Source organism: Paraburkholderia sp. MM5384-R2 (assembly GCF_014201025.1).
Lineage (GTDB): Bacteria > Pseudomonadota > Gammaproteobacteria > Burkholderiales > Burkholderiaceae > Paraburkholderia > Paraburkholderia tuberum.
Genome location: NZ_JACHDI010000003.1, coordinates 417935 through 433169 on the forward strand (window position 1 = coordinate 417935; position 15235 = coordinate 433169).

Here is a 15235-nt window from a genome sequence, read left to right on the forward strand (position 1 = left end):
GCGGACGCGCGCGAGACACTCGGCCGGCGCGACGCGTTGCGCGGCTCTATTCGTCGCCGTGCAGCTTGCCCGCCATCGGCGTGCGCACGAAGACGCGCAACAGCTCATCCGAATCGCCCGGTCGCGCACCGGACCAGAACGGCCGCCATTCGCCGGCCGGCGGCCGCGCGTTGTCGCGGCGGCTTTCCTCGATCAGCCAGGTGCAGGCGGTCGTGCGCGGATCTTCGCTCGGCTGATGCACGATGCCCGTGTAGTAGAAGAGCATCGGCGCTTCGGATTCGCCGAGTCCGGAGCTTGCCATGCAGTCGCCGTCGTTCCATTCGATATCCATCTTCGCGCCGAGGTCCCGGAACACCGAGCGGTAGCTTTTCGCGTAGTCGAGCCACGGCAGCAACAGCGTGCTGACGAGCCCCCAGACGAGCATCGCGCCCGCGCACCAGCTGAGCGCGCCGCGCCATTTGCCCGCGTACTTGAACGACGGCAGCAGCCACAGCCAGCCGATCGTCAGCAGCAGCGCGCCGACGATCAGCGCGGGCGAAATCGGCAGCACCCAGTCGAGCGGCAGCCAGCGGCCGAGCAGATGCAGCGACGCATGCGTGCTCGCGGGGGTCGTCATGATCGACCAGACGATCCACACGAGCGCGGCCGCGCTGCCGAACAGCACTCGGCTAGTCATATCCCAGCCGGTATGCAGGCGCGCCGGCAAACGTTCGACGCCCTGCATCGCGACCAGCGCGAGCGGCGCGATGAACGGCAGGATGTATAGCTCGCGAACCGTCGCCGAGCTTTGCAGCACCGCGAAACCGATACCCGCGAACAGCACCGGCAACGCGACGCGCGGATCGCGCCAGCGCCGCCATGCGCCACCGGCGAGCGCGGCCAGCGCGAGCGGTACGACCGGAAAGCCGACGCTCAGCACGGTGCGCAGCACGAACAGGTGGCTCTCGTTTTCGGAGCCGAGCTCGGCGACCGAAAAACCGAAGAAACGCCCGACGTTGTTATCCCACAGCCACACCTTGAAGAGTGCCTCTGAGCGCAGGTAGAAGCAGATCGGCCAGATCAGCGCGAACGGCGCGCAGACGAGCGCGGCGAGGCCGAGCGCGCCGGCGAAGCCGCGGCTGCGGCATGCGGGATAGAGCAGCAGCGCCGCGCAGGTGGTGGCGCCGAACACGAGCGGTACGAACAGCCCCTTGGCGAGCAGCGACACGCCGACGCCCGCGCCGAACATCGTCGCGCCGCTGATGATCGCGTGACGCCGCTCGCGGGCATCGAGCGGTTCGGTCTGCCGGGCGGCTTGCGCGTGCATCGGTAAATACGACGCGGCGCGCGGGTCGTCACGCAGATGCACGAGTACGAGTTCGAACAGTCCGCAAAAGCCGAGCGCGGCGCCGGCCATCAGCGCGACGTCGGTCATCATGTCGTGCACGTGCTTGACGACGACGAGCGTGCCGCCGAACAGCGCGAGCGTGCCGATCACGCGCAGGTCGAACCAGCTCGACGCAGCGACCGCGCGACGCGCGACCCGCGCGGTGTAATACACCGTCAGGCCCGCGAACAGCGCACTCGCGAGCCGTGCCGCATCGTGCAGCGGCAGATAGCGGCCGAACATCCACGCGAGGCCCGTGGCGACCCAATCGTAGATCGGCGGCTTTTCGACGAAGGGCTGGCCGGCATTGGTCGGCACGACGAGGTCGCCGGTATCGAGCATGTGCTGGACGATGCCGAATGTGTAGGTTTCGTCCTGCTTCCACGGTTCGTGGCCGAGAATGCCGGGGGCGAGCCACGCGCACAGGATCGCCAGCGCGACGAGCCACAGCAGCGGGCGGATCGCCGCGAGCGCGCGCCAACGCCGCAGGCCGCGCGTCGCGCGGTCGGCAGAAACGGCGGAGCCCGATGGATGGGCGGTGTCGGCGCTGTATACCGCTGCGGCCGAAGCCGCGGGGTCCCCGGCCGCCGGCTGGGTCTGCGCGCCGGCAAACGGGTGCGCGGCGCCGGCGGAAAGCGCGGCCTCGTGCGCGCCACCTGCTGGAGCGGCCGAGGTCGGGGCCGTCGCGTTGGCACTGTGCGCGCGCCAGCGCGTGGACTGCTGGTCTTGCATGGAAGTCTCTGGTCAGCGTACGCGGCGGCGTTGGCCTCGTACTTATGCTTTGCTTACGTCGCCTGCGGATGCATACGATCTGGCCGATTGTAGCGCCGCATCATTACTGAAGATTACAGACGAACGGACGCGCGCGCATTCGATGCGCGACTGTGCCGGTTTCATGAGAAATCGACCAGGGTTCGTGGGGAAAGAGGAGAGGGGAGCGGGCTGGAAAGGCGCGGCCGTAGTGGACCGCGCCAAGTGTTTAAGGCTTGCGCCCCGTTGCGTGCGGCGTTCGCTCAGCGGCCGCCGGCGACGTCGAACAGCGCGCCCGTCACGTACGACGACGCGTCGCTGAGCAGCCACACGATGGCTTCGGCGACTTCGTCGGCGCGGCCGGGGCGGCCGAGCGGCGTGGTCGCGCCCAGTTGCGCGGCGCGCTCGGGCTTGCCGCCGCTCGCATGGATCTCGGTGTCGATCAGGCCCGGACGCACCGCGTTCACGCGCACGCCCTGCGGGCCGAGTTCTTTCGCGAGGCCGAGCGTCATCGTGTCGATTGCGCCTTTCGACCCCGCATAGTCGACGTATTCGTTCGGCGAACCGAGCCGCGCCGCCGCCGACGAAACATTGACGATCGCGCCGCCCGCGCCGCCGCGCTGGGTCGACATGCGCCGTGCCGCTTCCCGTGCGCACAGATAGGCGCCGAGCACGTTGACGTCGAACACGCGTTTCAGACGCGCGAAGTCCATATCGGCGAGCTGGCTCGACGGCGCGACGATGCCCGCGTTGTTGACGAGCGCATCGATGCGGCCGAAGGATTGCTGCAGCGTATCGAACATGCCGGTCACGTCGGCTTCGTTCGCGACATCGCCGGCGATCGGCACCGCGCGGCCGCCCGCGTGTTCGACCTCTGCGACTGTCTGCTGCGCGGCAGCGAGGTCACGCACGTAGTTCACGCCGACGCACCAGCCGCGCGCGCCAAGCAGACGCGCGGTGGCACGGCCAATGCCGCGGCTGCCGCCGGTGATCAGAACGGCTTTCGTCATCGCAACCTCGTCGTTGGGGTGGTGCGTGCGCGGCGCGCTTCGCTCGGGTTCGGCGGACCCGGGATTCAGATCGCGTCGCTTTGGACCGCCGCCCATTTGTCGCGCGCGGGCGGCGCGTAGCGTTGCAGCTTGCCGATCAACGCGAGCGGATCGGCGTCGATCTGCAGCATGTCGAGATAGGTCTTGCGCATGAAGCCTTCGTCGACCGTGTGCTGAAGCAGGTCGATCAGCGGCGCATAGAAGCCGTCGGTGTTCAGGAGTGCAACCGGTTTGCCGTGGTAGCCGAGCTGCGCCCACGTGAAGACCTCGAACAGCTCCTCGAGCGTGCCCGCGCCGCCGGGCATCGCGACGAACGCATCGGACAGCTCGGCCATCATCTTCTTGCGATGATGCATGTCGGGCACCACGTGCAGTTCGGTCAGGCCGTTATGCCCCACTTCCTTGCTGACGAGCAGCTCGGGAATCACGCCGATCGCGCGGCCGCCTTCGGCCATCACGGTATCGGCGATCACGCCCATCAGCCCCACCTTGCCGCCGCCATAGACGAGCGCGAGATCGGCCTCGACCAGCGCACGGCCGAACGCGCGCGCAGCCTGCGCATACAACGGTTTGGCTCCCATCGAGGAGCCGCAATAGACACACACCGACTTCATGCTCAATTGTCCTTCGATTCGTTGCGAGGCGCGGCGCCTTCACGCGGCGGCAGGTAGTCGTAGAACTCGCGCTTGGGCAGCCTGCCCGATACGAGGTCGTCGAACAGCTGCCGCGAACGGCCGCGCAGGTAGGGCGCCATCAGCGAGACGATCTGCACGCTGACCTGATGCAGCTCTTCGCGGATCGCTTCCTGCTCGTTGTATTTGCGCGGATTCATCACGAACTGATATGACAGCCAGTACGTGCCGATCACGCCGACGTTGGTCGCGATCACCTGCATTTCCTGCGGCGTCGCGACCATTTCGCCGTCGGCGACGAGCTGCTCGCAGAACTGGCTCGCGAAGCGCACCTTATGGCTGATGATCTGCTTGAAGTGCGTCTCGAGCGTGCGGTTGCGCGCGAGCAGGTCGTTCAGGTCGCGGTACAGGAAGCGGTAGCGCCACGTGAAATCGACCATGTACTGCAGATACGACCACATCTCGTCGATGGTCGCGCGATGGTCCTCGGGGAAACGCAGACGCTTCTCGATCTCCTGCTCGAACTGGCTGAAGATGCTGTTGATGATGTCGTCTTTGTTGCGGAAGTGGTAGTACAGGTTGCCTGGGCTGATTTCCATTTCCTCGGCGATCGTCGTCGTCGTGACGTTCGGCTCGCCGATTTCGTTAAACAGCTTCAACGACAGTTCGAGAATCCGTTCGCGCGTGCGGCGGGGAGGTTTGGCTTCCATGTCGTCCGGCCCTGGTTATGCCGGGCTGGGCGCGTGGCGGCGTGCCGCTGCTGCGTGTTCCACCCGGATGCGGTTGGTATATTGAGCTCTCCCGAACCCGCCGACACGCGGCGGGCCCCCCGAAAGGGCAGGATGAGGCGAGGCGCGGATCCGTTTGCGCGAGCGCTTTCCTGTGAGACCGTTAAACGATTATAAACCGAGCGTTCTAATACCCAACCGCCTGCGCGGATTTTCATCCTGTGGGGCGTGGCGAAGCGTGCGCTTCAACCCGCATCGAACCTCAAAGCCACGCGCGAACCCAGCCGACGACGAGCGGCCCGACGATGACTCCCCACGTCATCACACACATGCCGAGCGCGACCATCACGGCCGCACTGCCGAGATCCTTCGCGCGGCGCGACAACTCGTGACGTTCGAGCGAGATCCGGTCGATTGCCGCTTCGACGCTCGAGTTGAGCAGCTCGACGATCAGCACCAGCAGTACCGAGCCGAGCAGCAACACGCGCGACACGGGATCGACGGGCACCACGAGGCCGCACGGAATCAGGATCGCGGCCAACGTGAGTTCCTGACGAAACGCGCTTTCCTCGCGAATCGCAACGCGAAAACCGGCCAGCGAGTTTTTCATCGCGTGCCATGCGCGCGTGAGGCCGCGGTTGCCTTTGTAGGGGTTGAAGGGCAGCGGGGCGAGCGGGTCGTCGGGGCTGAGCGGTTCGTTGGGGGCGTCGTGGCTTGAGTCGCGAGTCGTGTCCGGTGTGGCGTCAGGTTGCACGCCGCCCGCGACGCTGGCGCCGCCGGTCGTGGTCCTCGCGCCGTTCACCCGATGCACGGTATCCGCATGCCCGGTCATACCCGGCTCGCGTACGTCGTCGAACGGTTCGATGCTGGTGGTGTCGCGGGTGGACTCGGCGGCGCGCAGTGCGCCGTTCGACGCGCCTTCGGCGCTGGATCGACTGCTTCGCATGGATGGCTCCGCGCGCCGCATCACGCAGCGGCGCTTTCCTCACGATACGCCGTGTCGCGCAGCGGCTTCAGATGCGCGGCGAATTGTGCGGACGCCGCTGCCCACGAGAAGCGCTCGGCCCATGCGCGCGCATGCGACCGATCGATCTTCAGTGCCTCCAGACACGCTTCGCGCAGATCCTCGTGCATTGCACCGGCGCCGCCGTCGCCGAGCACGTCGATCGGGCCGGTGACCGGATATGCGGCCACCGGCGTGCCGCATGCGAGCGCTTCGAGCAGCACGAGTCCGAACGTGTCGGTGCGGCTCGGAAACACGAAGACGTCGGCGGCCGCGTAGACCTTCGCGAGTTCGGCCTGCGACAGCACGCCCAGATAGTTGACCTGCGGATAGCGCGACTTCAGTTCGGCGAGCGCCGGACCTTCGCCCGCGACCCACTTCGAGCCGGGCAGATCGAGCTGCAAGAATGCCTCGACGTTCTTCTCGACCGCCACGCGTCCCACGTACAGGAAGATCGGCCGCGCGGTGTTGAGCACCTTCGAGTCCAGCGGACGGAAGATTTCGAGATCGACGCCGCGCGTCCACAGCACGACGTTCGTGAAGCCGAACTTCTCGAGGTCCTGCTTGACGACGGGGGTCGGCGCCATTACCGCGAGCGACGGCTTGTGGAACCAGTGGAGAAACCTGTAGGTCGCCGCGAGCGGGATGCGAAAGCGCGCCTGCACGTACTCGGGAAAGCGCGTGTGATACGCGGTCGTGAACGGCAGCTTGTGTTCGAGCGCATACGCGCGCGCGGCCATGCCCAGCGGACCTTCGGTCGCGATGTGCAACGCGTCGGGCGCGAAACGGTCGATGCGCTCGCGCAGCCGGCGGCGCGGCAGCAACGAAAGGCGTATCTCCGGGTAAGTCGGGCACGGGATGGTGCGGAATTCGAGCGGCGTCAGCAGATCGACCTGATGGCCGAGCGCGGTGAGTTCGCGCCGGGTGTTCTTCAGCGTGCGTACGACACCGTTGACCTGCGGCTCCCATGCGTCGGTGACGATCATGATCTTCATCGCGTTGTTCATCGCTGCGGGCCCTGTGGAAGTGGAGAGTGGAAGTGCTCAGGCAGTGGCGCGGGCTTTTTGTGTGCCCGCCTGGGGCGCGCGCAGCGCAGTCCAGAAGATCACCTTGAGCTCGCCTTCATAAGTCTCGACGAGCGCCGACAGACTCTCGACCCAATCGCCATCGTTGCAATAGAGCACGCCATCGATCTCGCGCATCTCGGCCTTGTGGATGTGCCCGCAGACGACGCCGTCGCAGCCGCGGCGACGCGCTTCGTCGGTCATTACGCGTTCGAACGACGAGATGAAGTTGACCGCGTTCTTGACCTGATGCTTCAGGTATTGCGACAGCGACCAGTACGGAAATCCGAGCTTGCTGCGAATGCGGTTGAACCAGCGGTTCAGCACGAGGATCATCGTGTACAGCGTGTCGCCGAGATAGGCGAGCCATTTCGCGTGCTGGATCACGCCGTCGAACAGATCGCCGTGCACGATCCACAGCCGCTTGCCGGCGAGCGTCGTGTGGAACGCTTCGCCGCGTACGTGGATGTCGCCGAACGCGAGGTCGCAGAACTGGCGCGCGGCTTCGTCGTGATTGCCGGGCACGTAGATGACCTGGGTGCCTTTGCGCGCTTTGCGCAGCACTTTCTGCACGACGTCGTTGTGCGCCTGCGGCCAGTACCAGCCTTTCTTCAACTGCCAGCCGTCGATGATGTCGCCGACGAGGTACAGGTACTCCGATTCGTTGTGGCGCAGGAAGTCGAGCAGATATCCCGCCTGGCAGCCGCTCGAGCCGAGATGGATATCCGAGAGCCAGATCGTGCGATAGCGATGCGGATCGTCGTGGCCGTCATCGGGATGATCGGCGCGGGCATCGAGTGATGGCGTCGCGGGCAGCGGCAGGCCGTGTTGAGTAGAACCCGGAGCGGGCCGGAACGCGACGGGGTCGACGCTCGGTCCGGTTTGACGAAACAGGGAAGTCGCGGACGTATTGGGGTCCATGGCTCACGCGTCGAGTGGCGGTGCCCGTATTGGGCCGGGTGCGCGTGACTGCGGCGTGACAGTCATGAGAAGTTCTTATTACGGAGGGGCCTTGGCGGGGCCTGTTTTTTCGTTGTTCTGGCTTGGTTGGCCTTTCCTTGCTGGCTTGTCGGTCTATTAGCGTAGCCCCTGTGCGGGGCGGCACCTACTTTCTTTGCTGCTGCAAAGAAAGTAGGCAAAGAAGACAGCTCAAACCGCAAACTGTTAAGCGGGTTCCCTGGCTTGGAGGGGGTAGTGGTGCATCTGGAATCCGGGTCCCCGCACATTCCCCCGTTCGTGACAAAGCCATCATCCCTCCCACTCCGCACTACGTGCGTCGCGGACGGGTCTACCAGGGAAACCAATGGTTTGGCCCGCGCAGCGGGGGCCGTCGGCTGCGCCTCGGCGATGCGCCGAAACAACCGGTGGTTTTGGAACGGGGATTCGGCGCGCGCAGCGCCGCCGGAAGAATGACTGCCTTGTCACTAGCGCGGAATGTGCGGGAGCACGGATTCCAGATGCACCACTACCTCACGCGGACCGACGGACCCGCTTAAGAGTTGGCGGTTTGAGCTGTCTTCTTTGCCTACTTTCTTTGCAGCAGCAAAGAAAGTAGGTGCCGCCCCGCACAGGGGCAACGCCAATAGACCGATAACAAAGCAAGGAAAGGCCAACACCGCACGAACAAAGGCAAAAAGGCCTCACCCCGCCCAAGGAGAGCACCGCATTCGGCCCATCGCCCACGCGCGCTAGCGCCCAACCGCTACCACCCGCGTCCCCGCGAGCCGATCATGCAAAAACTGCCGCTGTGGATCAAAACGCCCACTCGCGGCCCACACCACGAACCAGACGCCCGCAATAACAAGCGTCTGCGGCACCCGCAACCCAAGAAGTGGATGCAACGCCAGCGGCGGCAAAAACCACAACCAGGCGAACACATACCGCGCAATCGCCCGCCCAACCGAAACCGGCGCGCCATCAGCGCCAACAACCCGTAATCGCCAGGTTTTCATCGGCAGCGTCTGGCCGCCGTGCGTCCAGAACCAGACGAAGTACACGCCAACCACGAGGCCGATCCAGCCGGCGAGCAGGTTGTGATGCGCGAGCCCGTTACGCTGCTGCGTCAGCGTGCTGAACAGATAGCCGGCGACAAACACGACGCCGAACAGAATGACCGCTTCGTAGAGCAGTGCCGCGAGCCGTCGCCGGACGGTGGGCGCCGTGCCGCCGGGTGCGGCGGCAGGCAGGCTGGGGGTGGCGAGCGGCTGGGACACGTAATGGGTTCGGGGTCGGAATCAGGAGCCGTGGAAGATTGCCGGCGCTTCGGCAGGCGACACGGGCACCGGCGTCGCCGGTACGAAGCTGCCCGCCGCCGGAATCGCAGGCGTTGCCGGCAGCGAGGCCGCGGCCGGCGCGGAGGCAGCCGGCGCGGCGCTCGCCGCCGCGGCAGCACTGGCGCCGTGCTCGCGCGCATTCACGAACCGGTCGATGCCCTTGATCTCGTTGCGAGCCGATGGCGGCGCGCTGACGACGCTGGGGCGACGCTTGCGTTCGCTCGCGGCGAGCCGCTCCTTCGTTTCTTCGGGCAGTTGTTGGTACGCTTTCCACGCCTTCTGGCGCGCTTCGCGCGGCAACTCCTTCGAAACCTGGTAGTTTTCGCGCGCGACGCGGCGCTGATCGGGCGTCATGCGCACCCATTCACTCATGCGCTCATGCAGACGCTTTTGCGCATCCGGCGACATCTTTGCGTATCGCGACGCAATCTTGATCCACTTTCGCTTGCGTTCGTCGCTAAACGAATCCCATTGCGATGCGAATGGGGCCAGCGCGGCGTGGTCGGCGGCGCTCAGGCGTGACCACGCGAGGGGGCTATTGCTGCCCGGCAGGCCGGGCAATTCGACGGAAAGTGCGGGGGCGGGCGCGGGCGCGGCGACGTTGACGCCGGGCGACGGATTGCCCGCCGACGATGGGCTCGGGTGAAAGCGCGGATAGGTCGCGACAAACGACACCAGGGCCGCGATCGTGCATCCGAAAACAACGGCCAGGCCACGCTTGTAACTCACCCGAGGAATCTCCCGCTCAGTGGGCGCGTGAAAGATACGCGTTGAAGCCGTGGTCGAGATAGGCATTGAGCGGCAGGTCGTCGCTTAGCATGGCGGCATCGATATCGGCAAGTTCGGCGGTGCGCTGGTGATCTTCCCAGTACGCGATGCCGATCAGGCTCACGACCAGCGCGGCCAGCGGCCACGCGAGCGCGAAGCGGCGCAGCGGCCAGCGGCGGCGCGGCTCGAAGCCTCCCTGCGGTAGCCCCGCCATTCCGGCCGGCATGCCGGCGAACGCAGGCACGAACACCGGCGCGCTGACGGCTTCGGGCTTTTTGCGCGCCAACGCGGCACGACGCGCGGCAGCGAGCCGGTCGACGGTGGCGGGAGGGAGGCTGGCGGTGGTTTCGTCGAGCGCGCGGCGCAGTTGACGCGCAAACTCGAGTTCTGTGTTTTCAAGGGAGCTCATAGCGTGATTCCTTTCGCCTTGAGCGCTTGCGCCAGCGTGTGAGTGGCCCGGGAGCAGTGCGTTTTCACGCTGCCTTCGGAGCAGCCCATTGCGGCGGCAGTCTCGGCGACATCCATATCCTCCCAATAACGCATGAGAAACGCCTCCCGTTGACGTGCCGGTAATTTCTGGATCTCGTTGTCGATCGACTGCAGGACCTGCTCTCGTTCGAGCTTCTGTTCGTTGCTCTCGGCGCCAGCCGAACCCGCCTCGGCCTCGATGGTTTCCAGCGGATCGAACTCGTCGTCGTCGGCATTGCCGAGCGACGAGAATAGACTAACCCAGGTGTTGCGTACTTTGGCACGGCGGAAATAGTCGTGCGTCGCATTCTGCAGAATACGCTGAAACAGCAGCGGTAGCTCGGCCGCCGGACGGTCGCCGTATTTCTCGGCGAGCTTGATCATCGCGTCTTGCACGATGTCGAGGGACGCATCGTCGTCCCGCACGGCGTAGACCGTCTGCTTGAATGCGCGCCTTTCGGCGCCCGCCAGAAAATCGGCGAGTTCCTTGTCTGATGCCATCCGGTTGGGGTCGGCGCAGCAAGCGTGCGCGTAATCGGTCGAAAAATGTCGTAAAACTCGCGGATGCTAACAAACTTTTGCTCCGATAGGGGTGAAACCTGCTCAAGCTTGCATTTGCATGACGGTCGACATTCCGTCCGATCGCGCGCTCTTACGCGCGAGCAAATGGCAATATTTTCTTGACCGCGAGCGCGTCAGAAGCTATCGTCGCTGGTTCGCAACATAAGTGAGTTGTCTCAATTGAGGTGTGGCCCAAGAAGCCTGCCTATCAACTGGACGCGCCGCTTGAACCCGAGCCACAAGCCCGGCAGAGAGCACCCGATCAATTTTTTGCCGAAAATTCGAAAGGTGAATCAATGAATATGCCCAGCGCGGAATTCTCCACGTCGGATACGACCCCCCATCACGAAGCAGACTCTATCGGCGCCACCGTGCTCATGAAGGCACTGGCCGACGAAGACGTCGAGTTCATCTGGGGCTATCCCGGCGGCTCGGTACTCTACATTTACGACGAGCTGTACAAGCAGGACAAGTTCCAGCATGTGCTCGTGCGCCACGAGCAGGCCGCCGTGCATGCCGCGGACGCCTACGCGCGCTCCACCGGCAAGGTCGGCGTGTGTCTCGTGACCTCCGGCCCCGGCGTCACTAACGCGGTGACCGGCATCGCGACCGCCTATATGGATTCGATCCCGTTGGTCGTGATCAGCGGCCAGGTGCCGACTGCCGCGATCGGTCAGGATGCATTCCAGGAATGCGACACGGTCGGCATCACGCGTCCCTGTGTGAAGCACAACTTCCTCGTGAAGGACGTGCGCGATCTCGCCGCCACCGTCAAGAAAGCTTTCTACATCGCCCGTACCGGCCGTCCCGGCCCAGTGCTGATCGACATTCCGAAGGACGTGTCGAAGACGCCGTGCCAATACGAGCCGATCAAGAGCGTTTCGCTGCGCTCATACAACCCGGTCACGAAGGGCCACTCCGGTCAGATCCGCAAGGCGGTGTCGCTGCTGCTGTCGGCGAAGCGTCCGTATATCTACACCGGCGGCGGTATCGTGCTCGCGGATGCGTCGCGTGAATTGAACCAGTTCGCCGATCTGCTCGGCTATCCGGTCACCAATACGCTAATGGGTCTGGGCGGCTACCGCTCGAGCGACAAGAAATTCCTCGGCATGCTCGGCATGCACGGCACGTACGAAGCCAATATGGCGATGCAGCACTGCGACGTGCTGATCGCGATCGGCGCGCGCTTCGACGACCGCGTGATCGGCGATCCGAGCCACTTCGCGTCGCGGCCGCGCAAGATCATCCATATCGACATCGATCCCTCTTCCATTTCCAAGCGCGTCAAGGTCGACATTCCGATCGTCGGCGACGTGAAGGAAGTGCTGAAGGAACTGATCGAGCAGTTGCAGACGGCCGAGCATGGCCCCGACGCAGCGGCGCTTGCCGACTGGTGGAAGGACATCGAAGGCTGGCGCGCGAAAGATTGCCTGAAGTTCGACCGCAAGAGCGACATCATCAAGCCGCAGTACGTGGTCGAAAAGGCGTGGGAGCTGACCGACGGCAACGCGTTCGTGTGCTCCGACGTGGGCCAGCACCAGATGTGGGCCGCGCAGTTCTACAAGTTCAACAAGCCGCGTCGCTGGATCAATTCCGGTGGCCTCGGCACGATGGGCTTCGGCTTACCGGCCGCGATGGGCGTGAAGATGGCCCATCCGGACGACGACGTGCTGTGCATCACGGGCGAAGGCTCGATCCAGATGTGCATCCAGGAGCTGTCGACCTGCAAGCAGTACGACCTGCCGATCAAGATTATTTCGCTGAATAACCGCTATCTGGGCATGGTGCGCCAGTGGCAGCAGATCGAATACAGCAAACGCTATTCGCATTCGTACATGGATGCGCTGCCGGACTTCGTGAAGCTCGCCGAAGCGTACGGACACGTGGGCATGCGCATCGAGCGCACGGCCGATGTGGAACCGGCGCTGAAGGAAGCGCTGCGCCTGAAGGATCGCACGGTGTTTCTCGACTTCCAGACCGATCCGACCGAAAACGTCTGGCCGATGGTTCAGGCCGGCAAGGGCATCACCGAGATGCTCATGGGTTCGGAAGATCTTTAACGACGGGGCGTCTGGATAACTCCAGCGCCGGCTTCGTGATGCGCGTCTTCAAAAAAGGCGAGGGCAGACGAAGCGGCGCCGCTCCGCTCGCAGACATCGACACATCATCTGGAAGAAGCGAAACATGAGACACATCATTTCCGTCCTGCTGGAAAACGAACCAGGCGCGCTGTCGCGCGTGGTGGGTCTGTTCTCCGCACGCGGCTACAACATTGAAACCTTGACGGTGGCTCCGACCGAAGACCGTTCGCTGTCGCGCATGACCATCGTCTCCGTTGGCTCGGACGACGTGATCGAACAGATCACGAAGCATCTGAACCGCCTGATCGAGGTGGTGAAAGTGGTCGACCTTACCGAGGGCGCCCACATCGAACGCGAGCTGATGCTGATCAAGGTGAGGGCGGTCGGCAAGGAACGTGAGGAGATGAAGCGGATGGCGGACATTTTCCGCGGCCGCATCATCGACGTCACCGAAAAGACCTACACGATCGAATTGACGGGGGCGAGCGACAAGCTCGACGCCTTCATCGAGGGGCTCGATTCCACGGCGATTCTCGAGACGGTCCGCACGGGCAGCTCGGGCATCGGTCGCGGCGAGCGCATTCTGAAGGTCTGACGTCGCGTTTCGCAAGGCCGGGCAACGCGGTATCGCCCGGCTGGCAATAACAACATTCGCAGTACCTGAATTTCTCTGAATCATCGAATCTAGCCAAGGAACCGACATGAAAGTTTTCTACGACAAGGACGCCGATCTCTCCCTCATCAAGGGCAAGCAGGTCACCATCATCGGCTATGGCTCGCAAGGCCATGCGCACGCGCTGAACCTGAAGGAAAGCGGCGTGAACATCACGGTCGGTCTGCGCAAGGGCGGCGCATCGTGGAGCAAGGCTGAAAACGCCGGCCTGCAAGTCAAGGAAGTCGCGGAAGCGGTGAAGGGCGCGGACGTCGTCATGATGCTGCTGCCGGACGAGCAGATCGCCGACGTGTACGCGAAGGAAGTCCACGCGAACATCAAGCAGGGCGCAGCGCTCGCGTTCGCGCACGGCTTCAACGTTCACTACGGCCAGGTGATCCCGCGTGCCGACCTCGACGTCATCATGATCGCGCCGAAGGCGCCGGGCCACACGGTTCGCGGCACCTACTCCCAAGGTGGCGGCGTGCCGCACCTGATCGCGGTTGCGCAGGACAAGTCGGGTGCGGCGCGCGACATCGCGCTGTCGTACGCAGCGGCTAACGGCGGCGGCCGGGCCGGCATCATCGAAACGAACTTCCGCGAAGAGACCGAAACCGACCTGTTCGGCGAGCAGGCTGTGCTGTGCGGCGGTACCGTCGACCTGATCAAGGCCGGCTTCGAAACGCTGGTCGAAGCGGGTTACGCGCCGGAAATGGCGTACTTCGAGTGCCTGCACGAACTGAAGCTGATCGTCGACCTGATCTACGAAGGCGGCATCGCGAACATGAACTACTCGATCTCGAACAACGCCGAGTACGGCGAGTACGTGACGGGGCCGCGCATCGTGACCGCTGAAACGAAGAAGGCGATGAAGGCCGTGCTGACCGACATCCAGACCGGCGAATACGCGAAGAGCTTCATCATCGAGAACAAGGCTGGCGCACCGACGCTGCAATCGCGTCGCCGTCTGACGGCCGAGCACCAGATCGAGCAGGTTGGCTCGAAGCTGCGCGCGATGATGCCGTGGATCGCGAAGAACAAGCTCGTCGACCAATCGAAGAACTAAGCGTCTCGACGTAACGAGGTCCGGCGCGGCGCTTCGGCGCGGTGGCCCGGACCAGTCAAAAAGCCGTCCAAGGGTGCTGAACCCTGGGCGGCTTTTGCTATCCTACGGTTTTACAAAAACACAGAAGCCATCCATGAATTACCCTCATCCGATCATCGCGCGAGAAGGCTGGCCGTTCATCGCCATCGCGGCCGTCGTTGCACTACTGGTTCATGCCTTCGGGGGGTTCGGCTTTGCGTGGCTCTTCTGGCTGATCCTGATCTTCGTCGTGCAGTTCTTCCGCGACCCGGCGCGTCCGATTCCGACGCAGGCCAACGCGGTGCTGTGTCCTGCCGACGGTCGTATCGTCGCGGTAGAAACCGCGCATGATCCTTATGCGAATCGCGAAGCGATGAAGATCAGCGTGTTCATGAACGTATTCAACGTGCACTCGCAGCGCTCGCCCGTCGACGGTGCGATCTCGAAAGTCGAATACTTTCCTGGCGCCTATCTGAACGCGGCGGTCGATAAAGCCTCGCTCGAAAACGAGCGCAACGCGGTCGTGATCGAAATGGCCGGCGGCCAGACGGTCACGTCGGTGCAGATTGCCGGGCTGATCGCGCGGCGAATCCTTTGCTACGTCCGTGCAGGCGAGCCGCTGACCCGCGGCCAGCGTTACGGATTCATCCGCTTCGGTTCGCGCGTCGACGTGTATTTGCCGGTGGGCAGCCGTCCGCGCGTGTCGATCGGCGAGAAGGTGTCGGCGTCGTCCACGATCCTCGCCGAGCTGTAAAG

15 protein-coding genes are annotated in these 15235 nt (G+C 64.3%); 4 read left to right on the plus strand and 11 right to left on the minus strand.

Annotated elements, in window-relative coordinates:
• Window positions 1-46: 46 nt before the first annotated feature.
• The 11 genes from HDG37_RS07985 to HDG37_RS08035 all read right to left on the minus strand — a co-directional run bounded on the left by HDG37_RS07985 (window position 47) and on the right by HDG37_RS08035 (window position 10602).
• Entirely contained in the window at window positions 47-2098 is a 2052-nt protein-coding gene (locus HDG37_RS07985; protein WP_184045886.1) for a glycosyltransferase family 39 protein, read from the minus strand.
• A gap of 281 nt (window positions 2099-2379) precedes the next feature.
• A complete protein-coding gene (locus HDG37_RS07990) occupies window positions 2380-3126 on the minus strand; it encodes an SDR family oxidoreductase (RefSeq protein WP_184021746.1) in 747 nt (248 codons plus the stop codon).
• 65 nt (window positions 3127-3191) lie between these two features.
• Window positions 3192-3779 (minus strand): TIGR00730 family Rossman fold protein, encoded by a 588-nt coding sequence (locus HDG37_RS07995; protein WP_026225698.1) that lies wholly within the window; start codon window positions 3777-3779, stop codon window positions 3192-3194.
• A 2-nt stretch (window positions 3780-3781) separates the two neighbouring features.
• A complete protein-coding gene (locus HDG37_RS08000; protein ID WP_184045888.1) occupies window positions 3782-4507 on the minus strand; it encodes a TetR/AcrR family transcriptional regulator in 726 nt (241 codons plus the stop codon).
• 280 nt (window positions 4508-4787) lie between these two features.
• On the minus strand, window positions 4788-5471 hold the full coding sequence (locus HDG37_RS08005) for a diacylglycerol kinase (RefSeq protein ID WP_184045890.1): 684 nt from the start codon (window positions 5469-5471) through the stop codon (window positions 4788-4790).
• A gap of 20 nt (window positions 5472-5491) precedes the next feature.
• The gene (locus HDG37_RS08010) at window positions 5492-6523 is read right to left on the minus strand and encodes a glycosyltransferase family 1 protein (RefSeq protein WP_184046006.1); all 1032 of its coding nucleotides are present in this window, start codon (window positions 6521-6523) and stop codon (window positions 5492-5494) included.
• A 48-nt stretch (window positions 6524-6571) separates the two neighbouring features.
• Window positions 6572-7513, minus strand: a complete 942-nt coding sequence (locus HDG37_RS08015; RefSeq protein WP_090803742.1) for a UDP-2,3-diacylglucosamine diphosphatase — start codon at window positions 7511-7513, stop codon at window positions 6572-6574.
• 767 nt (window positions 7514-8280) lie between these two features.
• The gene (locus HDG37_RS08020) at window positions 8281-8805 is read right to left on the minus strand and encodes an RDD family protein (RefSeq protein ID WP_184045892.1); all 525 of its coding nucleotides are present in this window, start codon (window positions 8803-8805) and stop codon (window positions 8281-8283) included.
• A 21-nt stretch (window positions 8806-8826) separates the two neighbouring features.
• Entirely contained in the window at window positions 8827-9594 is a 768-nt protein-coding gene (locus HDG37_RS08025) for a DUF3106 domain-containing protein (RefSeq protein ID WP_184045894.1), read from the minus strand.
• A gap of 16 nt (window positions 9595-9610) precedes the next feature.
• A complete protein-coding gene (locus HDG37_RS08030) occupies window positions 9611-10042 on the minus strand; it encodes a DUF3619 family protein (protein WP_184045896.1) in 432 nt (143 codons plus the stop codon).
• A complete protein-coding gene (locus HDG37_RS08035) occupies window positions 10039-10602 on the minus strand; it encodes an RNA polymerase sigma factor (RefSeq protein ID WP_184045899.1) in 564 nt (187 codons plus the stop codon). The genes HDG37_RS08030 and HDG37_RS08035 overlap by 4 nt, the downstream gene beginning before the upstream one ends.
• 356 nt (window positions 10603-10958) lie before the next feature.
• Between HDG37_RS08035 and HDG37_RS08040 the strand changes: the two genes are divergently transcribed.
• The 4 genes from HDG37_RS08040 (at window position 10959) to HDG37_RS08055 (ending at window position 15233) form a co-directional block, all read left to right on the plus strand.
• Window positions 10959-12722, plus strand: coding sequence for an acetolactate synthase 3 catalytic subunit (locus HDG37_RS08040; RefSeq protein ID WP_184028488.1), 1764 nt, complete (start codon window positions 10959-10961; stop codon window positions 12720-12722).
• Between the two features lie 124 nt (window positions 12723-12846).
• Window positions 12847-13338 (plus strand): acetolactate synthase small subunit, encoded by a 492-nt coding sequence (gene ilvN / locus HDG37_RS08045; protein WP_018420000.1) that lies wholly within the window; start codon window positions 12847-12849, stop codon window positions 13336-13338.
• Window positions 13339-13444: 106 nt separating this feature from the next.
• Window positions 13445-14461 (plus strand): ketol-acid reductoisomerase, encoded by a 1017-nt coding sequence (gene ilvC / locus HDG37_RS08050; RefSeq protein ID WP_008920617.1) that lies wholly within the window; start codon window positions 13445-13447, stop codon window positions 14459-14461.
• 133 nt (window positions 14462-14594) lie between these two features.
• Entirely contained in the window at window positions 14595-15233 is a 639-nt protein-coding gene (locus HDG37_RS08055) for a phosphatidylserine decarboxylase (protein WP_184045900.1), read from the plus strand.
• Window positions 15234-15235: the final 2 nt, after the last annotated feature.